The following is a 19918-nucleotide window of genomic DNA, read 5'->3' as shown; positions in this document are numbered from 1 at the left end:
AATATGAAATAATAACAGTGATTAAATCGTTCGCGTATTTATAGTTTAAGCTGAATTAACCATGACCACACTCCAACCCCGCATTCGTGAAATTCCCTATAACTACACTTCATTTTCTGACCGCGAGATTGTCATTCGTTTTCTCGGTGAACCGCTGTGGCGCTTAATTGAAGAATTGCGCGGCAGTCGGCGAACCGGACGCTCGGCGCGAATGCTGTTTGAAGTGCTCGGTGATTTATGGGTGGTCACGCGCAATCCATATTTGCAAGATGATCTATTGGAAAATCAGCGGCGGCGGCAATTGTTATTTGCTGCATTAAATCATCGCCTCGATCAATTCGAGGCGCGATTAAATGCCAATCCCGATGCAGCGACGTTATTGGCTGCGGCGCGAGCAGCGGTGGCGCGATTTGTCAATTGGTTTGCGACCGAGCAGCGCCAGCGCCAGCAGTTAAAACAAGCACTTGCAGGAATCACGCGCCGCGATAACCTTGATTTTGGTGGGCTGGCGCGGGTTGCGCACGCGACTGATGCGACCGATTGGCGCGTGGAATTGCCGTTTGTGGTCATCTCGCCGGACACCGAGGCGGAAATCGCGCCCATCGTTCGCGCTTGTATTGATTGCGGTTTAACCCTGATTCCACGCGGCGGCGGCACGGGCTACACCGGCTCGGCAGTGCCGCTGCATCCGCTGACTGCCGTCATCAATACCGAAAAATTGGAGCAACTGTCGGGCGTGGAGTTGGTGGAATTGCCGGCGTTGAAATCCCCCCCTGCCCCCCTTTTACCAAGGGGGGAGAACAATAGCCCCCCTTTGAAAAAGGGGGGTTGGGGGGATTTGTCAAAACAAGCAGGTTGGGGGGATTTAGTGCCAACCGTTCACTGCGGCGCGGGCGTCGTCACGCGGCGCGTCTCCGATTTGGCGGATGCCAACGGGCTGGCGTTTGCGGTTGATCCGACTTCGCAGGATGCCTCCTGCATCGGCGGCAACATTGCGATGAATGCTGGCGGTAAAAAAGCGGTGTTGTGGGGCACGGCGCTGGACAATCTCGCGTCGTGGCGGATGGTGACGCCGCAAGCGGATTGGTTGGAGGTCGAACGCCTCGATCACAATCTCGGCAAAATTCACGAGCAGCCGCTGGTGCGCTTTCGTCTCAGTCGCTTTGCAATGGACGGCGTGACGCCGAAAAGTGCGCCGGAGATTCTCGAAATTCCGGGCGCAGCGTTTCGCCAAGCGGGGCTGGGCAAGGATGTGACCGACAAGTTTTTATCCGGGCTGCCGGGCGTACAAAAAGAAGGCTGCGACGGAATCATCACCTCGGCGCGGTTCATCCTGCATCGAATGCCTGAGCACGTTCGCACCGTGTGCATGGAATTTTTCGGGACAGATTTAGAGCTGGCGGTTCCGGCAATTATCGAAATCCGCGATTTCATTGCGACCGTGCCGGAGGTGCAGATTGCTGGGTTGGAACATCTCGACGAGCGTTACATCCGCGCCGTCGGTTACACAACGAAATCGACGCGGCGAACGTTGCCCAAAATGCTGCTGCTCGCCGATTTGGTGAGCGATGACGCGGCAGCGGTGGATGCAGCGGCGGCGCACGTTGTGACGCTAATTCAGGCGCGAGACGGCGAGGGTTTTATTGCCAGCAGCGTCGAAGCGCGGAAACGGTTTTGGCTGGATCGCGCCCGTACTGCCGCGATTTCCCGTCATACCAATGCGTTCAAAGTCAACGAGGACGTGGTGATTCCGCTGGAGCGGCTGGCGGATTACAGCCGAGGAATTGAGCGCATCAACATCGAGCAGTCGATCCGCAACAAGGACGCGATCATGGCGGCAGTGTTGGAATACTTGACTGACGAGCTGGCGCTGCCGCCCGATGCTGATTCCGCTGAGGCGCTGGCGCTGTTTGCGGCGAAACGCGATGCAGCGTGTGCGGTGGTGAGTGCGGCGCAGGAACGCTGGCGGGAAATTTTGGGACGGTTGGATGAAGAAGAGTTGTCAGGCGCGAAAACCTTGCAACTGCTGCTCCGCCGCGAGCTGCGCCAGTCCTATCGGCAGGAAGTCGCCGAGCGATTGAATGACATTTTTTCGGGTCAGGAATGGGCAGCAGTGCGCGAGCGGCTGGCTGCTATTCATCGGCAAATCCGCGATTCGCGGTTGTTTGTGGCGCTGCACATGCACGCCGGCGACGGCAACGTGCACACCAATATCCCTGTGCATTCATCGGATTACGCGATGCTGCATGAAGCCGAGCGCATCGTTGCCCGCATCATGGCGCTGGCGACTGAATTGGGCGGCGTGATTTCTGGCGAGCACGGCATCGGCATTACCAAACTGCAATTTCTCGATCCCGCGAAATTGGAGGCGTTTGTCGCCTACAAGCAGCGCGTTGATCCGCAAGCAGTTTTTAATCGCGGCAAGCTGATGCCGAATGCCGGATTGGACGGCGCTTACACGCCCTCGCTGCGACTGGTGGCGCAGGAAGCGATCATTTTGGAAGAAACCGAACTCGGCGCACTGAATGACGATGTGCGCCACTGCCTGCGCTGCGGCAAATGCAAACCCAAGTGCATGACCCACGTTCCTCGCGCCAATTTGAGTTATTCGCCGCGCAATAAAATCCTTGCCACTGGCTTGATTATTGAGGCGTTTTTATACGAAGAACAGACGCGGCGCGGGCTGTCACGGCGGCATTTCGCCGAGATGAATGATGTCGCCGATCATTGCACCGTCTGTCATCACTGTTTGCCGCCGTGTCCGGTCAACATCGACTTTGGCAACGTGACGATGCGGATGCGGCGCATTTTGGTTGCACACGGCGAAAAGCGTTTTAATCCAGCCGCTTGGGCAGCAATGCGCTTTCTCAACGCGACTGATCCGCGAGCAGTGCGCGTGTTGCGTCAGGTGCTGGCGCAGTGGGGATTTGCGGCGATCAACCTCGCGCACGGCGCGGCGAAACAGTTGCATCTGACTGCTCGCCGCACTGCTCGCCCAGCGGCGACGACCGGCGCTCCGCAGTTGATCGCGCAAACCTTGGATTTGGTGAGTCGCCCGCTGCGCGTGGGATTGCCACAGCACACGTTTCGGCAAGTGCTGGCGCTGGAAGATCGCACTCAAGTGCCGATTCTGCGCGATCCGCGCATTGCGCCCGAAGATGCAGAAACGGTGTTTTATTTCCCCGGCTGCGGTTCCGAGCGGCTGTTTTCCGATGTCGGATTGGCGACGCTGGCGCTGTTATGGGAACAGGGCGCACAAACGGTGCTGCCGCCGGGTTATTTGTGCTGCGGTTATCCGCAACGCGCCAGCGGTTTGGAGGCGAAAGGGCGACAAATCACGATGGACAATCGCGTGCTGTTGCATCGCGTCGCTAACACGCTGAACTATCTGGATATTCGCACCGTGCTGGTGTCGTGCGGAACCTGCATGGATCAACTGCTGCAATACGAATTTGAGCGGATTTTCCCCGGCTGTCGGCTGCTCGATGTGCACGAATGGCTGTTAGAACAAGGCGTTACGCTGCCCAGCACCGCAGAGGTTCAATATCTTTATCACGATCCTTGTCATTCGCCGATGAAAACCCACGCGCCGCTGAAGGTCGCCAGCCATCTGCTCGGGCAGCCGGTGACGTTATCGGCGCGGTGTTGCGGCGAAGCGGGAACGCTCGGCACGGCGCGACCAGATATTGCCAATCAGGTGCGGTTTCGCAAACAGGAAGAATTGACGGCGGGCATTCGCCAATTGATTGGCAGAGAGCGCGTATTGAATAACGAAGTGAAATTATTAACTGCGTGTCCGGCATGTCAACAAGGGCTGGCGCGGTATCAGGATGATACTGGATTAAATACTGATTACATCGTGGTTGAATTGGCAGAACGAATGCTGGGCGCAGATTGGCGAGATCATTTTATTACGCTGGCACAAAATGTCGGAATTGAGCGGGTGTTGCTTTAATTCGTAAAACGGGATGATAACGAATAAAAAAACTGAATGCGCAGTTAATGCGCTTTCAAATGCTGTGGGCGCACACCCAGCGCCAGCAAAGTGCCGATATAAACTGCACCGCCCGTTATTATCCACAGCAGCAATTGCCACACCCGTTCGCTCGCCGTGAACGCCAACCAATCCGCAATTGCGCCAGTACCAATAAACAATAATCCGCCCATCATCGCGTTGGCCAAGGCGCTGCGCAGCAGCAACGCCAGCCAACCTGCCGCTGGGCGCAAAATCTGCGTTTTAATCAAACCTTGCAGTAATAATCCGGCATCGAGCAGCGCCGCAATCGTCGTGCCCAGCGCCAATCCAACGTGACCGAATGGCACCATCAACACTAGATTACACACCATGCCAATCAGCAAAGCGCGAGCCGCAATCCGCACTGGCGTTTGCATATCTTGGCGAGCGTAATAGCCGGTTGCTAGAATTTTAATTGCCATAAATCCAACTAAACCAAGCGCATACGCCATTAAACTGTGGCTCGCCATCGTCACATCATCTGCGCCAAATTCGCCGGAATAAAACAGCGTCGCCATCAACGGCCCAGCCAGCGTCAATAAACCGACTGCCGCTGGAACGCCGAGCAGCACAATCCACCGCAGCGCCCAGTCCAGCGTGTGCGAAAACGCTTCAGGATCGTTGGCGGCATGGCGCTGCGACAGATGCGGCAACATCACCGTGCCGAGCGTAACGGCGAGAATTCCCAGCGGAAATTCCATCAGCCGATCCGAATAATAAAGCCATGAAATGCTGCCGCTGGTTAAAAATGATGCCAGTAACGTATTGAGTAGCAAGCTGATTTGCGCGATGGAGACGCCAAACAATGCCGGCCCCATCAGATTGAGGACGCGGCGGACGCCGGGATTGTGGCGATTGAAACGCGGACGCGGCAGCAGTTGGAGCTGGCGCAGAAAGGGAATTTGCAATGCCAACTGCGCCACGCCAGCCAGCAATACGCCCCACGCCAACGCGCTGACGGGTTCGCGCATGTGCGGTGCGAGCCACAACGCGCAGCCGATCAAGCTGAGATTGAGCAGCACGGGCGTAAATGCGGGAACGCCAAAACGGTCGTAAGTGTTGAGAATGCTGCCCGCTAAGGCGGTTAATGAAATGAATAATAAATACGGAAAAGTGATCTGCAACAAGGCAGTTGCGAGTTCATGCTGCGCGGGATCGCCGATAAAACCGGGCGCAAACAGCAGCACCAACAGCGGCGCGGAAAGAATGCCGAGCAGCGTGGTGAGCAGCAATGCGGCGCCGAGCAGCCCAGTGGTGTCATCAATGAACGCTTTGAGTGCGACGCGCCCCTGTTGTTCGCGGTATTCGTTGAGCACCGGCACAAATGCCATTGAAAATGCACCCTCGGCGAAGAGGCGGCGCATGAGATTGGGAATTTTGAAGGCCACAAAAAAAGCGTCAGTGCCAGCATCAGCGCCAAACACTCGGGCGATGACTAAATCGCGCACGAAACCGAGTACCCGTGATAACAGCGTATTGCTGCCAACGGTGGTTAACGAGGTGATGAGTGAAGGCACAACGAATGCTCCTTAAAAAGCGTCGGATTATAAGGTGGATAAGCGGGCTGGCGCGATCAAGTGATTGACAACCCGCGTAAAATTAGAGACGATACGCGGTCTTAAACGCCATTAAATACCGATTCCAACCGCCAGATTTTAGGAGATCCAATTGGCTAATTCACCTCAAGCTCGTAAACGTGCTCGCCAGTCTGAAGTTCGCCGTCAACGTAATGCCGCACAACGCAGCACCGTGCGTACCTTTATTAAAAAAGTCATTAAAGCGATTCGATCCGAAGATAAGGACGCCGCCACACAAGCCTATCAGGAAGCAGTGCCACGTATTGATCGCGCTGCACGTAAAGGGTTAATTCACATGAATAAGGCAGCGCGTCATAAAAGTCGCCTCAACGCCCATATCAAGGCGATGGCCTAATTCAAAAAACCGGCGTTAGAGCCGGTTTTTTATGTCGATCAAACATGAATTGCGCTTCAGTTCTAAAGGTGCTCACCACTGTTTAATTTTAATGTGTTGCGGCAAACAGTGTACGAAATAATGCCTGATGATCGTCATTCAAATAATCCGCAAAAACCACATCAAAAGCGTAACGCATGGTTTGCTGCTGTTCCAACAACACCCCAATCAGTGCTCCCATCGCCAGCAGCGTTGCAGTATTTGCCAAATTTTCATTGCGCATCTGCTGCGCAAAGTCGGATAAATACCGAACCTGAACAGCAATATCCTGATAATCACCAAGATAATCCAACAGCGTTTTAAGTTGTTTGATTAAGCGACGAATATCTTGTTCAGGATAAAAATGCTGGAAAAACTCCATTAAATAACGCAGCTTTTTACAATCTTTACGCAGCGCATGACGTTCTTCATCTGCCGTATCAATTTGAATTGCTCGACCGGCACATCGCACTCGTTTATTTAAACGCCAAATGCGTTGATTGGCAATTCTTTTAATTGGGCGCATCGCATTAACAAGACTCGATTTTTCTGGCACTGGTGTTTCTAAAAAGCTGCGCCAATCCTGAATCCATTCAGCAAAACGATTAGAATCAAGCGCAGTAATCAATTGCTGTTGTTCGTGCTGATGAATGTGCAATAGGTAATCATGCAGTGGTTTTAACGCCGGTTGTAATGAAACGGGTAGACGCTGGCAATCAGCATCGAAACGCAGCAGATAAACATCGAGGTCGCGCAGCGGATTGGTCACTTGCTGGAGCCATGTTAAACGGGATCGCTGCAATTCCACTGTGCCATTCGGAAAAACACCTTTAATCTGCGTGAGCGCCGAACGCGACCGCCGAATGGCAACGCGAAAATCATGCAGAAATTCAGGGTTTTGGAGTGCTCGCACCCCGTCTAAATTTGTAAGCAGAATGGCAAACTGTCTCTGCAAAATTGCTTTAGTAACGAAATCAGCCCGTTGGTTTGGATCGAAAAGTGCGTCAGATTCAACTGATATATTCATTTCGTCACTTCCGTATTTTTATTTAAAAACCGTTAGGTTTTAATTCCAATTCCACGCCGCAATAGATTTAAACTGATTGCTGTTAACACGACAATAAAGCCGAGAATCATCGCAAAAGCAATGCCCAGCGGAATATCGCTCACGCCCAGTAAGCCATAACGAAACGCATTCACCATATACAATACTGGATTAGCCAGCGAGAGTGCTTGCCAGAATGGAGCCAGCAAATCAATTGAATAAAACACGCCGCCCAAATACGTCAGCGGCGTGAGCACGAAAATCGGCACGATTGAAATATCATCAAAGCTGTTCGCATAGATTGCGTTAATAAAACCGCCGAGTGAAAATAGCGTTGCAGTCATTATGCACACCAAGAGCATCACGCTGGGATGTGCAATCCGAATATCAGTGAATATCAGCGCCACGGCTAATACGGAACCGCCAACGACCAATCCCCGCGCCACTCCGCCAGTGACATAACCGGCTAAAATAATCCAATTCGGTGCGGGTGAAATCAAGAGTTCTTCAATATAGCGCGAGAATTTGCTGCTATAAAATGATGACACGACGTTGGAATAGGCATTGGTAATCACACCCATTAACACCAAGCCCGGCACAATAAAATCTAAATAGGCAAAGCCATTCATATCGCCAATGCGATCACCAATTAAATGACCGAAAATCACGAAATACAGCGTGGTGGTGACGACCGAAGGCAGAATGGTTTGCACCCAAATTCGCGTAAAGCGCAGAATTTCTTTGGTTAAAATGGTCGCAAAAGTGATCCAATAACGCTGCCAGTTGTTCATTAAATGGTTCATTCGTTTAATCCCGCACCGCGCCGATCAACCAATTCTAAAAACAGTCGTTCTAAACGGTTTTGTTTATTGCGCAAGCTAATGACTTCAATGCCGTTGCGCGATAAGGCATCAAATAACCCGTTAATGGTGTGCTCGCGGTTCATTTCCACTTCTAACGTGCAATCATCTAATTGCTGCAAGACAAATCCGCCCAATTCCGGCAATTCCGACACGCGCCCGCGTAAATTAAGCACGAAGGTTTCGGTGTGCAGCGTATTCAATAAATCGGTGACGCTGCTGCGTTCGGCGATTTGCCCTTGATTAATAATTGCCACATTGCGGCACAAACTTTCTGCTTCTTCTAAATAATGCGTGGTCAAAATAATTGTGGTTCCTTCCGCATTTAATTCGCGCAAAAAAGTCCACATGGAACGGCGAATTTCAATATCCACGCCCGCAGTTGGTTCGTCGAGAATCAATAAACGCGGTTGATGCACCAGCGCCCGCGCAATCATTAAACGTCGTTTCAAACCGCCGGAAAGTGTGCGCATTTCACTATCGCGGCGATCCCACAAATCCAATTGGCGCAGCGACCGCTCGGCGCGAATTTTGGCCTCGCGGCGAGGAATGCCGTAATAGCCAGCTTGATTCAGCACTACCTCAACCACCGGCAAAAAGAGATTGAAATTAAACTCTTGCGGCACGAGACCGATGCAGGATTTGACGCTTTCGGGATCGCGGTCGAGATCGTGACCGAACACCGTGACTTGTCCCGCAGTCTTGTTGACGAGCGAAGCGATGATGCCGATGAACGTTGATTTGCCCGCACCGTTCGGACCGAGCAGCGCGAAAAAATCACCTTCTTCCACGCTGAGATCAATTCCTTTCAGCGCCTGAAAGCCAGTTTTGTACGTTTTGGTGAGTTGAGCAACAGCGAGTGCAGGCATGTTTTAAGTGGTCAGTTGGCAGGCATCACGCCCGTTCGATGGGAAAAGCAAGTACGGCGTCAATGTGTGCCGCGTCGGTGGCGAGCATCAGCAGCCGATCTAAACCGAGCGCAACGCCCGCGCAATGCGGCAAACCGGCAGCGAGTGCGGCGAGGAAATGTTCATCAACTGGCGGCAGCGGTAAGTGCTGCGCTTGGCGCTCGGCTAAATCCGCTGCAAACCGAGCGCGTTGTTCCACTGCGTCGCCGAGTTCAGTAAAACCATTCGCTAATTCAACGCCTTGCAGATACAACTCAAATCGCTCGGCGACCGGAAATGTGCCGAGATGCAGCCGCGCCAGCGCTGCTTGACTCGGCGGATAATCATAAATAAAGGTCATGACGTTTTGACCTAAATCTGCTTCTAAACAATGCGTTAACAGCAAATCCAGCCAGCCGTCGCGGTTCAAATCCATCTGCGCTGCATCGGCAATTCCCGCCGCCAGCGCCGTTGTCCGCAATTCGGCAACGGTTGTCGTCCACGGGTCGAGCTGCAACCGCTCGCGGAATAACTCGCGGTAACTGATTTTTTCGACCGGCAGCGCGGGTTGCGCCAGCGCCAGCCGCACCACTGCGGCGACTTCGTCCATCAATTGCTGATAATCCCAGCCGGGGCGATACCACTCCAGCAAACTGAATTCAGGGTGATGCCGCCGTCCGCGTTCGTCGTCACGAAACACTTTGCAAATCTGATAGATCGCGCCGCTGCCCGCTGCCAGCAGCCGTTTCATCGGAAATTCCGGTGACGTGTGCAGATAACCGCAGTGCTCGCCGCTGGCGCGATGCACGGCAAAACTTGCCAGCGCCGGATCGGTGACAGCGGCCGATGACAGCAGCGGCGTTTCTACTTCCAACACGCCAACTTCAGCGAAAAAACCGCGCAGTGTGGCAAGCAGCGCGGCGCGAGCGCGGAGATTGGCGAGCGAGGCGCTGGGTTGCCAATCAGCGGTGATTGCAGTTGCAGTCATTTATTCCTTAACGCGGGAAACATATTCGCCGGTGCGCGTGTCAACTTTGACCAGCTCGTCGGTCTGCACAAACAGCGGCACGCGCACTACTGCGCCAGTTTCTAAAGTTGCCGGTTTGCCGCCACCGCCAGAAGTGTCGCCCTTCAAACCCGGATCGGTTTCGACAATCTTCAGCACCACGAAATTCGGTGGATCAACCGCCAACGGAACGCCATTCCACAGCGTCACGCGACACATGTCATTGTCTTTAATCCACTTTACCGCATCGCCGACCGCTGGCGCGTTGGCGGTCATCTGCTCGAAACTCTCCGGGTCCATGAAGTGCCATTCTTCGCCGTCGTTGTAGAGATATTGCATGTCCGTATCATGTACGTCCGCTGCCTCTACGGTATCGCCGGATTTGAACGTCTTTTCCACGGTGCGCCCGGTTTTCAGGTTGCGCACGCGCACCCGATTAAACGCCTGACCCTTGCCGGGTTTCACAAACTCGTTCTCAACGATGTTGTACGGATCGCCATCCAACATGATCTTGAGTCCGCCCTTGAATTCACTGGTACTGTAAACAGCCATGCCATCCTCATTGTTTATGACGCGAAATCGTCCAATGGTAACGCGAAGCCTGATCGCCTGTCAGACCGAACCCGCCCCCGCCAGTTGGCAACAGATGCTGGGCAGCGCGTTGACGGACGTGACCGAATTGCTCGCTGCGCTCGGACTTGATCCCGCCGACATTCCTGATCTTGATCCAGAATCCAATTCATTTCGGCTATTGGTTCCACGTAGCTTTGTCGCGCTGATGCAGCCGGGCAATCCGCATGATCCGCTGCTGCGGCAAGTGCTGCCGTTGCGTATTGAACAGGCGCAAGTTTCCGGTTATATCAATGATCCAGTGAATGACGCCGCTGCCGTATATGCACCGGGGTTATTGCGCAAATACGCTGGGCGTGTGTTATTGATGACGACCACTGCCTGTGCATTACATTGTCGCTATTGTTTTCGCCGCCATTTACAACCCGCTGCGCTCGGTATTTCTACTCGTCATCACGACAATGCAATTGCGCAAATTGCCGAAGATTCATCATTAACGGAAGTGATTTTAAGCGGTGGCGATCCGCTGCTGCTCGACGATGCGCAATTGACAACATTACTGGCGCAATTCAATAACATCGGTCATCTGCGCCGTGTGCGTATTCATACGCGAATGCCCACGTTAATTCCGACTCGGATCACACCGCAATTGTGTACATTATTGGCACAATCGCGCTTGACACCAATCATCGTGATTCATGTTAATCACGCTCAGGAATTGGGGCACGATCAAGCAACGGCATTACAACAATTACGCGCAGCAGGCATCACCTTATTGAATCAAAGTGTATTACTGCGCGGCGTGAATGACGATAGTGCGACGCTGGCGCAGTTAAGTGAACGACTATTTGACTGCGGCGTATTGCCGTATTATCTGCATCAACTTGATCCGGTTGCTGGCGCAGCGCATTTTCAAATCAGCGATGTCGCTGCGCTTGAATTGCTGAATCAATTACGCGCCCAGTTGCCGGGCTATTTAGTACCGCGTTTAGTACGCGAAATCCCCGGCGCTGCCGCAAAATATCCGCTGTAAATTCCCGCTTTTAATTAAAGAGTACACGCATGACTGACTATAAACACACGTTAAATCTTCCCAACACCGGTTTTGCCATGAAAGCGAATCTCGCCCAGCGCGAACCGGAAATGCTGAAACGCTGGGAATCGCTAGATGTTTATTCCCGTATTCGCGCTGCTCGCGCTGGTGCACCGCAATTCATTCTTCACGATGGACCGCCCTATGCGAATGGCGATATTCACATCGGTCACGCAGTGAATAAGGTATTAAAAGATATTATTATTAAATCGCATACATTGGATGGAATGGATGCGCCTTATATCCCGGGTTGGGATTGTCACGGGCTGCCCATTGAATTGCAGGTTGAAAAGAAAAAGGGCAAACCCGGGCACAAAATCACTGCCGCTGAATTCCGCGTGGCTTGCCGTGAATACGCCGCCAAACAGGTCGATGGACAACGCCGCGATTTCCAACGTCTCGGCGTATTCGGCGACTGGGAAAAACCTTATTTGACAATGGACTACGCTTTTGAAGCGGGCATTATTCGTGCGCTCGGTCAAATCATTGCCAACGGGCATGTGCAGAAAGGCGAGAAGCCGGTGCATTGGTGCATTGATTGCGGCTCGGCGCTGGCAGAAGCGGAAGTGGAATATGCCGATAAACAATCACTTGCGATTGATGTGCGCTTTCCGGTGGTCGATCCGACCGCGTTTGCTGCCTGCGCCAACACCAGCCCAAACGGTTGCGGCGCAGGCGCGATGTCAGTGGTGATTTGGACGACTACGCCGTGGACATTGCCCGCAAATCAAGCAGTTGCGTTCAATGCCGAGCTGGATTATGTAATTGTGGAGGCGATGACTGCTCACGGCAAAGAGCGGTTGATCGTCGCGGAAGGCTTGCTGAAAGACGCGATGGATCGCTGGGATATTTCTGAGTATCGCGTGGTTGGCGACGGGCGCGGCATCGCATTTGAAGGGTTGCAGCTCAAACATCCGTTTTATGACCGCGAAGTACCGATCATCGTCGGCGAACATGTCACGTTGGAAGCGGGCACGGGCGCAGTCCATACCGCACCCGGTCACGGTTTGGAGGATTACCTCGTCGGGCTGCGTTACGGGCTGGCGGTCAATAATCCAGTAGGCGGCGATGGGCGCTTTTTACCGAATACACCGTTATTTGCGGGTGAAAATGTTTTTCAAGCCAATGCGCACGTCGTTGAAGTATTAAAAGCGCATGGCGCATTATTATTGGAAACACGCTTCACGCATAGTTATCCGCATTGCTGGCGGCATAAAACGCCGATTATTTTTCGCGCTACGCCGCAATGGTTTATTAGCATGAATAAAGCCGGATTGCGCGACACCGCATTGAATGAAATCGACAAAGTCAATTGGCTGCCGGAATGGGGACAAAGCCGCATTGAAGGCATGGTGCGCGGTCGCCCGGATTGGTGTATTTCGCGCCAGCGCACTTGGGGCGTGCCGATTCCGCTATTCATTCATAAAGCAACTGGAGAATGGCATCCGCGCACCGCTGAATTATTGGAACTGGTGGCCAAACGAGTAGAAAAACACGGGATTGAAGCCTGGTTTGAATTACATCCGCGTGATTTACTGGGCGATGAAGAAGGCGCACATTACGCCAAAATTACCGATACGCTAGATGTCTGGTTTGATTCTGGTGTCACTCACGCCTGCGTATTAGAACAACGCGAAGGTTTGCATTCACCAGCCGATCTTTATTTAGAAGGTTCTGATCAACATCGCGGCTGGTTTCAATCATCGTTAATGACTTCAGTCGCTATTCACGGTTGCGCTCCCTATCGACAGGTATTAACCCATGGTTTTACTGTCGATGCGAAAGGCGAAAAGATGTCCAAATCCAAGGGCAATGTCGTCAGTCCGCAAACGGTAATGAAAACGCTGGGCGCAGACATCATTCGTTTATGGGTTGCCGCAACTGATTACCGCACTGAAATGACCGTTAGCGATGAGATTTTAAATCGCACTGCGGATGCGTATCGCCGTTTGCGCAATACTGCTCGTTTTCTACTCGCCAATCTCAATGGTTTTGATCCCGCAATTCATGTCGTTGCACCAGAAGATATGCTGGCGCTAGATCGCTGGGTCGTGGATCGCGCCGCGCAATTGCAAATTGAAATCATTGCTGCTTATCAGGAATATCAATTCCATTTAGTTGTGCAAAAAGTGCAGCAGTTTTGCGTGGTTGATCTCGGCGGTTTTTATCTCGATGTGATTAAAGATCGTCAATACACCACGCCGACCGATAGCCGCGCTCGGCGCTCGTGTCAAACCGCAATGTTTCATTTAATTGAAGCAATGAGTCGCTGGCTTGCACCAATTCTGAGTTTTACCGCTGATGAGATTTGGCGCGAGATTCCCGGCGAACGCGATGACACGATTTTTACTGCCGTTTGGTATGACAAGTTATTTACGCTTGCTGCTAATGAGTTGCTCGACCGTGAATGCTGGGAACAGGTCATTGCAGTGCGCGTGGCAATTGGTCCCGCATTAGAAGCGGCGCGAAAAGCTGGGCATATTGGTTCATCATTGGATGCAGAAATAATCTTGTATTGCAATGATACATTACTGGCACAATTGAAACGACTCGGCGATGAATTGCGCTTTGCATTGATTGTGTCCGAAGTGGAATTGCTGCCGTTAATTGAACAGACGGAAAACGCCAATACAACTGATTTGGAAACGCTGGCAGTGCGTGTGATTTCATCTGCTCATCCCAAATGTGTGCGCTGTTGGCATCATCGCACTGATGTTGGTGAACATTTGGAACATCCTGAATTGTGTGGACGTTGCGCAGAAAATGTCAGTGGTGCGGGTGAATTACGCCGTTTTGCGTAGCGCAAAAAATGAATTTGGCGTCATGTCGTTGTGTGCGATGTGACGCATTTTTTAATTTCTTATGCGATTAAACTTCTGCATCACTATCTATTTGCTTGGAGATTCTTATCTCATGCTGCATGACGATCTTGCTACCGTTACCGCCCTTGCTGGCGTTTATCAAGCCATTGATGCCGTGATCCACATCGCCCGCGAAGGCAAGATGGAAACCGCAATTGTGGAGCCATGTATTTACAGTTTATTTCAAATTGACGCAGTGAATGTGGATGCAGTTTTTGGTGCGCCGGGCGCAGTGATGCCGGGCGCTCGAAAACTGATTGCACAACTTACTGGAATGCCAGAACGCAATTTAGAAGTGACGCGTTATGCCATTCATTTAATGCGCTTGGAGCGCAATTTGTCGCGTCATCCTGAATTGCGCAAGCGTATTGGCGCTGGCATCGAAGCAGCAGAAAATAAACGCGATCATTTTGGATTATTACATACCAATGTGCTCGCGCATTTTGCTGATTTATATCAGGAGACGTTGAGCCAATTAAAACCGCGCATTCTCATTCGTGGCGAAGCAGTCTATTTGCGCGATTCCGATCATCAACAGCGAATTCGGGCGCTGCTACTTGCTGGCGTTCGTGCCGCGATGTTATGGCAACAAGTCGGCGGTTCACGCTGGCATATTCTGTTTAAAAATAAACAGATTTTGCATGATGCCCAGCAGTATTTAGAGCGTTATGCTGGCTAAACCCCCTCAACCCTCATTCATTCAAATGAGGGTTTTTCTTTCTGGAGATTTTTGCATGTCTAACTGTTTCAACGCTAAAACCACGCTCACCGTCGCTGATCGGGATTACGAAATCTTCAAATTGGATGCCGTATCCAATAGCGCCCGGCTGCCGTATTCATTAAAAATCTTGCTCGAAAATTTGCTGCGCCATGAAGACGGAATCACCGTCACTGCGGATGATATTGCGTATTTCAGCACTTGGAATGCGCAGGCCGAACCGGATAAAGAAATCCAATACCGCCCGGCGCGAGTGTTAATGCAAGATTTCACTGGTGTGCCGGCAGTCGTTGATTTAGCTGCGATGCGCGATGCCATGCGTGAACTCGGCGGCGATCCGTCACAAATCAATCCGTTGCAACCCGCAGAATTGGTGATTGATCATTCGGTGCAGGTGGATTATTTCGGCAGTGATGATGCGTTTGCATTGAATGCAGAACGCGAATTTGAGCGCAATCAAGAACGCTATAACTTTTTGAAATGGGGCCAGAATGCGTTTGCCGGTTTTAAGGTCGTTCCACCCGATACCGGTATCGTGCATCAAATCAATGTTGAATACCTCGCACGGGTGATTTTTGCGAATACGTTGAATAATACTACGCAGGTTTATTTTGATACCTGCGTTGGTACTGATTCGCATACGACAATGGTCAATGGAATTGGCGTATTAGGTTGGGGCGTCGGCGGTATTGAAGCCGAGGCGTCGATGTTGGGGCAGCCGGTGTCGATGCTCGTGCCCAAGGTCGTCGGCTGCAAATTGACCGGCACGTTGCGCGACGGCGTGACCGCGACCGATTTGGTGTTGACCATCGTCGAACGGCTGCGCAAACACGGCGTGGTTGGCAAGTTTGTTGAATTTTATGGCAATGCAATCAGCAGCTTACCGATGGGGGAGCGCACGACGATTGCCAACATGGGGCCGGAATATGGCGCGACCTGCGGGCTGTTTCCGATTGACCAGATCACGCTCGACTACCTGCGCCAAACCGGACGCGATGCCGCGCAGCTCGCGTTAATTGAGGCGTATTGCAAGGCGCAGGGCGTCTGGTACACGGCGGACGCGGCGGAAGCCGATTATTCGGAAACGCTGGAAATCGACCTCGGCGCGGTGGTGCCGTCGCTGGCGGGGCCGAAACGGCCGCAGGATCGCGTCGCGTTGAGCGACATGGCGACGCATTTTCCTAACGCATTGGCAGCGTTGAAAAAAGAGCGCAATTTGCCCGATAAAGGCGCGGCGACTGCCGTCATCAACGGGCAGCCGGTGGAATTGCGCGACGGCTCAATTGTGATCGCCGCGATCACTTCCTGCACCAACACCTCCAATCCGAGCGTGATGCTGGCGGCCGGTTTGGTGGCACAAAAAGCGGCAGCAATCGGTTTGAAATCAGCGCCTTGGGTGAAAACTGCGTTTGGCCCCGGCTCGCTGGCGGTGACGCGCTATCTTGACCGCGCTGGCTTGACTGAACCGTTAAAAGCGTTGGGATTTCATAACGTTGGCTACGGCTGCACGGTCTGCATCGGCAATTCCGGTCCGCTGCCTGCGCCGGTTTCGCAAGCCATCGCTGACCACGAGCTGTGCGCGGTGTCGATTTTGTCGGGCAATCGCAATTTTGAGGGGCGCGTTCACGCCGAAGTGCGGATGAATTACCTCGCCAGCCCGCCGCTGGTGGTCGCGTATGCCATCGCCGGGCGGATTGATTTTGATCCTGAGCGCGAGCCGCTGACGCAGGATGCCAACGGGCAGCCGGTCTATTTGCGCGACATTTGGCCGACACAAACTGAAGTGAATCAAGCAGTTGCAGCACATGTCACCGCCGCCGAATTCACCGCTGCGTATGCCAACATTTACGCCGGCGATGCGCGTTGGCAATCGCTCGCCGCCCCGACCAGCCAAACCTATGAATGGCCAGCGGCGTCAACTTATATCCGCAAACCGCCGTATTTTGACGGCATGACGCGGGAAATTGCGCCGATTGCCGACATCAGCGGAGCGCGATGTTTAGCGGTGCTCGGCGATTCAATTACTACCGATCACATTTCGCCGGCTGGATCAATTAAAGCGAATTCACCGGCGGGACAATATCTGCTGGCGCAGGGCGTTGAAGTTAAGGATTTCAATAGCTTAGGCGCACGACGCGGCAATCACGAGGTAATGATGCGCGGCACCTTCGCCAATTTACGTTTGCGCAATTTAATGGCACCCGGTACAGAAGGCGGCGTCACAGTGCATCATCCGAGTGGTGAACAATTGTCGATTTATGATGCCGCAATGCGTTATCAATCCGAATTAACACCGGTCATTCTTTTAGCGGGTAAAGAATACGGTTCTGGCTCGTCACGCGATTGGGCAGCAAAAGGTCCGCGTTTATTGGGAGTGCGAGCCGTGATTGCAGAAAGTTATGAACGGATTCATCGCTCTAATTTAGTGGGCATGGGCATTTTACCATTAGAATTTATGAATGGCGAGAATGCACAATCATTGGGTTTAACTGGCGCAGAAACCTTTGCGATTATCGGCTTAAATAATGGCGAGGCAAAACAGGTGACGGTGCAGGCAATTGCTGCAACGGGCGCGGTGATTGAATTCACCGCCAAGGTGCGGATTGATACGCCGAATGAAGTGGATTATTACCGCCACGGCGGTATTTTGCCGTATGTGCTGCGGCGGTTGGTGGGTTAATTGCGTCATGGCATCGCAGCATTTAATCATTGCTGCGATGCTGTTATTTTTCAGTGCGATGTGAATATAGGAGAAATAATGCCGCTTTCTTGGAATGAAATAAAAACGCGGGCGGTGGCTTTTGCGCAACGTTGGCACGATGCCGCGAGTGAAAACAGCGAAGCCAAGCCATTTTTAATTGATTTTTTTGAAGTGTTTGGAATTACCAACAAGCGGCTGGCAACGTTTGAATATGCTGTGAAAAAATACGGCGGTAAAGCAGGATTTATTGATTTATTCTGGCCGGGTGTGTTAATCGTAGAAATGAAAAGTCGCGGCAAAAACTTGGCGCTGGCTTATCAGCAAGCAATGGAGTATTGCGCCGGAATTAAAGAACATGATTTACCGCGTTATGTGTTGGTATCGGATTTTGCAACGCTGCAACTCACCGATTTAGAAACGAATCATACGCTGACTTTTCCTTTAGCTGATTTCGTCACGCATATCAGCGCCTTTGGTTTTATTGCGGGTTATACGACGCAGGTGATTCAACCGCAAGACCCGATTAACATGAAAGCCGCTGAACGGATGGGAAAGCTGCATGATCAATTAAAAGCGATTGGTTATTTAGGGCATCCGCTGGAAGTGTATTTAGTGCGGCTATTGTTTTGTTTATTTGCAGAAGATACCGGTATTTTTGAGAAGCGCCAATTTCAGGAGTTTATCGAAAACAAAACGCGCAGCGACGGTAGCGATTTAGCGGCACAAATCAGTCAGTTATTTTATGTGCTCAATACACCGTTGGCGCAGCGATTAACCAATTTAGACGAAGAACTTGCCGCATTTCCGTATATCAACGGCAAATTATTTGCTGAACTGTTACCACCTGCGAGTTTTGATCGCACGATGCGCGAGACGTTATTGAGCGTCTGCGCGTTGGATTGGAGTCGAATTAGTCCGGCGATCTTTGGCAGTATTTTTCAAAGCATTATGAGTGAAACAGAACGACGCAATCTGGGAGCGCATTACACCAGTGAGGAGAATATCTTAAAGTTAATTAAGCCGCTGTTTTTAGATGCGTTATGGACAGAATTTCATAAATTGGGCAACAATAAAGCCAAGCTCAACGCTTTTCATCATCGCTTGGCGCAATTGACTTTTTTTGATCCCGCCTGCGGCTGCGGTAATTTTCTAGTGATTGCTTATCGGGAATTGCGGAAATTAGAGTTAGCAATTCTCGAAAAGGTGCATAAAAAGGCGCAGTTATTAGAAATTGACACGTTGATAAAGTTAGATGTCAATCAATGTTATGGCATTGAATTGGAGGAATTCCCAGCACAAATCGCTCAGGTTGCGTTATGGTTGACTGACCATCAAATGAATCAACAAGTGAGCGCCAAGTTTGGCGTTTATTTTGTGCGCATTCCGTTGAAAACATCGGCAACTATCGTTCACGCGAATGCCTTACAAATGGATTGGCGCAACGTGTGTCCTCATGCCAGCTTTATTATCGGCAATCCGCCTTTTATTGGTCATCAATGGCGATCTCCGGCGCAACAAGCCGATGTAGAGTTAGTCTTTCCGAAAGATAAAAAGTTTGGCAAAGTTGATTTTGTGGGCGCGTGGTTTGTGAAAGCAACGCAATATCTGCTCAATCAACGACAAACCGCCTGCGCATTTGTGGCAACCAATAGCATTACGCAAGGTGAACAAGTTGGCATTTTATGGAGTTGGATGTTAGCGCAAGGAGTGCAAATTCACTTTGCGCATCGCACGTTTAGCTGGACAAATGAAGCAAAAAGTAATGCAGCAGTGCAAGTCGTCATTATTGGTTTTGCGTTATTTGCGGCACAAGTGAAAACGCTGTTTATTTATGCAGATGTGAAAGGAAAACCGCAAGCACTCCCTGCGAGTCATATCAATCCTTATTTGTTAGATGCGCCTAATGTGTTATTGCCATCGCGTTCACAACCACCGCAAGGAATGCCGGCGATGACTAAAGGAAGTCAACCCACAGACGGCGGACATTTAATTTTAGATGCCGCACAAAAAGCGAACTCTTGGCAAAATATCCTGACTTAACGCGTTTATTAAACCATTTATTGGTGGTTATGAATTGATAACGGCGTAGAACGCTATTGTTTGTGGTTTGCGGAAGCTACACCTGCGCAACTGAAATTATTGGACAGTATCCTGAAATTAAAGCGGATTGAAGGATAAAAAAAGCGAGATTAGCTAGTAAAACTGAAAGCGT

Annotated in this window: 13 protein-coding genes; 7 read left to right on the top strand and 6 right to left on the bottom strand. The window is 51.6% G+C overall.

Annotated elements, in window-relative coordinates:
- The first annotated feature begins 61 nt into the window (after positions 1 to 61).
- Entirely contained in the window at positions 62 to 3955 is a 3894-nt protein-coding gene (locus CXB77_RS04235) for a DUF3683 domain-containing protein (protein ID WP_105072909.1), read from the top strand.
- 44 nt (positions 3956 to 3999) lie between these two features.
- Here CXB77_RS04235 and murJ read toward each other — a convergent pair whose 3' ends face one another.
- The gene (gene murJ, locus CXB77_RS04230) at positions 4000 to 5532 is read right to left on the bottom strand and encodes a murein biosynthesis integral membrane protein MurJ (RefSeq protein ID WP_105072908.1); all 1533 of its coding nucleotides are present in this window, start codon (positions 5530 to 5532) and stop codon (positions 4000 to 4002) included.
- Between the two features lie 151 nt (positions 5533 to 5683).
- On the opposite strand from murJ, the gene rpsT reads away from it, so the two are divergent.
- On the top strand, positions 5684 to 5947 hold the full coding sequence (gene rpsT, locus CXB77_RS04225; protein ID WP_105072907.1) for a 30S ribosomal protein S20: 264 nt from the start codon (positions 5684 to 5686) through the stop codon (positions 5945 to 5947).
- A gap of 88 nt (positions 5948 to 6035) precedes the next feature.
- On the opposite strand, the gene CXB77_RS04220 is transcribed toward rpsT, so the two are convergent.
- Genes CXB77_RS04220 through efp form a run of 5 tightly spaced genes read right to left on the bottom strand, consistent with a single transcriptional unit; the run spans position 6036 to position 10315 of the window.
- On the bottom strand, positions 6036 to 6992 hold the full coding sequence (locus CXB77_RS04220; RefSeq protein ID WP_105072906.1) for a CHAD domain-containing protein: 957 nt from the start codon (positions 6990 to 6992) through the stop codon (positions 6036 to 6038).
- Positions 6993 to 7024: 32 nt separating this feature from the next.
- A complete protein-coding gene (locus CXB77_RS04215) occupies positions 7025 to 7801 on the bottom strand; it encodes an ABC transporter permease (RefSeq protein ID WP_105072970.1) in 777 nt (258 codons plus the stop codon).
- Between the two features lie 8 nt (positions 7802 to 7809).
- Positions 7810 to 8739 carry an ABC transporter ATP-binding protein gene (locus CXB77_RS04210; protein WP_105072905.1) on the bottom strand — a complete coding sequence of 310 codons (930 nt, stop codon included), beginning with the start codon at positions 8737 to 8739 and terminating at the stop codon, positions 7810 to 7812.
- Between the two features lie 25 nt (positions 8740 to 8764).
- Positions 8765 to 9745: an EF-P lysine aminoacylase EpmA gene (epmA, locus tag CXB77_RS04205; RefSeq protein WP_105072904.1), complete on the bottom strand. Its 981-nt coding sequence runs from the start codon at positions 9743 to 9745 to the stop codon at positions 8765 to 8767.
- Positions 9746 to 10315, bottom strand: coding sequence for an elongation factor P (gene efp / locus CXB77_RS04200; protein WP_105072903.1), 570 nt, complete (start codon positions 10313 to 10315; stop codon positions 9746 to 9748).
- A 34-nt stretch (positions 10316 to 10349) separates the two neighbouring features.
- On the opposite strand from efp, the gene epmB reads away from it, so the two are divergent.
- The 5 genes from epmB (at position 10350) to CXB77_RS04175 (ending at position 19746) form a co-directional block, all read left to right on the top strand.
- Positions 10350 to 11366, top strand: coding sequence for an EF-P beta-lysylation protein EpmB (epmB, locus tag CXB77_RS04195; protein ID WP_105072969.1), 1017 nt, complete (start codon positions 10350 to 10352; stop codon positions 11364 to 11366).
- Between the two features lie 29 nt (positions 11367 to 11395).
- Positions 11396 to 14227, top strand: a complete 2832-nt coding sequence (gene ileS / locus CXB77_RS04190; RefSeq protein ID WP_105072902.1) for an isoleucine--tRNA ligase — start codon at positions 11396 to 11398, stop codon at positions 14225 to 14227.
- 112 nt (positions 14228 to 14339) lie between these two features.
- Positions 14340 to 14966 (top strand): high frequency lysogenization protein HflD, encoded by a 627-nt coding sequence (gene hflD / locus CXB77_RS04185; RefSeq protein WP_105072901.1) that lies wholly within the window; start codon positions 14340 to 14342, stop codon positions 14964 to 14966.
- A 55-nt stretch (positions 14967 to 15021) separates the two neighbouring features.
- On the top strand, positions 15022 to 17685 hold the full coding sequence (gene acnA, locus CXB77_RS04180; protein ID WP_105072900.1) for an aconitate hydratase AcnA: 2664 nt from the start codon (positions 15022 to 15024) through the stop codon (positions 17683 to 17685).
- Positions 17686 to 17763: 78 nt separating this feature from the next.
- A complete protein-coding gene (locus tag CXB77_RS04175) occupies positions 17764 to 19746 on the top strand; it encodes a DNA methyltransferase (RefSeq protein ID WP_242445419.1) in 1983 nt (660 codons plus the stop codon).
- The last annotated feature ends 172 nt before the right edge of the window (positions 19747 to 19918 follow it).

This window comes from Chromatium okenii, from assembly GCF_002958735.1.
Lineage (GTDB): Bacteria > Pseudomonadota > Gammaproteobacteria > Chromatiales > Chromatiaceae > Chromatium > Chromatium okenii_A.
The sequence above is the reverse complement of the archived record's forward strand: the minus strand, read 5'-3'. Positions and strand labels throughout refer to the sequence as shown.

Excerpts from the sequence above, each read along its gene's own strand:
- CXB77_RS04215 (WP_105072970.1), bottom strand. The coding sequence starts at position 7,801 with ATGAACAACTGGCAGCGTTATTGGATCACTTTTGCGACCATTTTAACC.
- epmB (WP_105072969.1), top strand. The coding sequence starts at position 10,350 with ATGGTAACGCGAAGCCTGATCGCCTGTCAGACCGAACCCGCCCCCGCC.
- acnA (WP_105072900.1), top strand. The coding sequence starts at position 15,022 with ATGTCTAACTGTTTCAACGCTAAAACCACGCTCACCGTCGCTGATCGG.
- hflD (WP_105072901.1), top strand. The coding sequence starts at position 14,340 with ATGCTGCATGACGATCTTGCTACCGTTACCGCCCTTGCTGGCGTTTAT.
- CXB77_RS04175 (WP_242445419.1), top strand. The coding sequence starts at position 17,764 with ATGCCGCTTTCTTGGAATGAAATAAAAACGCGGGCGGTGGCTTTTGCG.
- efp (WP_105072903.1), bottom strand. The coding sequence starts at position 10,315 with ATGGCTGTTTACAGTACCAGTGAATTCAAGGGCGGACTCAAGATCATG.
- epmA (WP_105072904.1), bottom strand. The coding sequence starts at position 9,745 with ATGACTGCAACTGCAATCACCGCTGATTGGCAACCCAGCGCCTCGCTC.
- ileS (WP_105072902.1), top strand. The coding sequence starts at position 11,396 with ATGACTGACTATAAACACACGTTAAATCTTCCCAACACCGGTTTTGCC.
- CXB77_RS04235 (WP_105072909.1), top strand. The coding sequence starts at position 62 with ATGACCACACTCCAACCCCGCATTCGTGAAATTCCCTATAACTACACT.
- CXB77_RS04220 (WP_105072906.1), bottom strand. The coding sequence starts at position 6,992 with ATGAATATATCAGTTGAATCTGACGCACTTTTCGATCCAAACCAACGG.
- CXB77_RS04210 (WP_105072905.1), bottom strand. The coding sequence starts at position 8,739 with ATGCCTGCACTCGCTGTTGCTCAACTCACCAAAACGTACAAAACTGGC.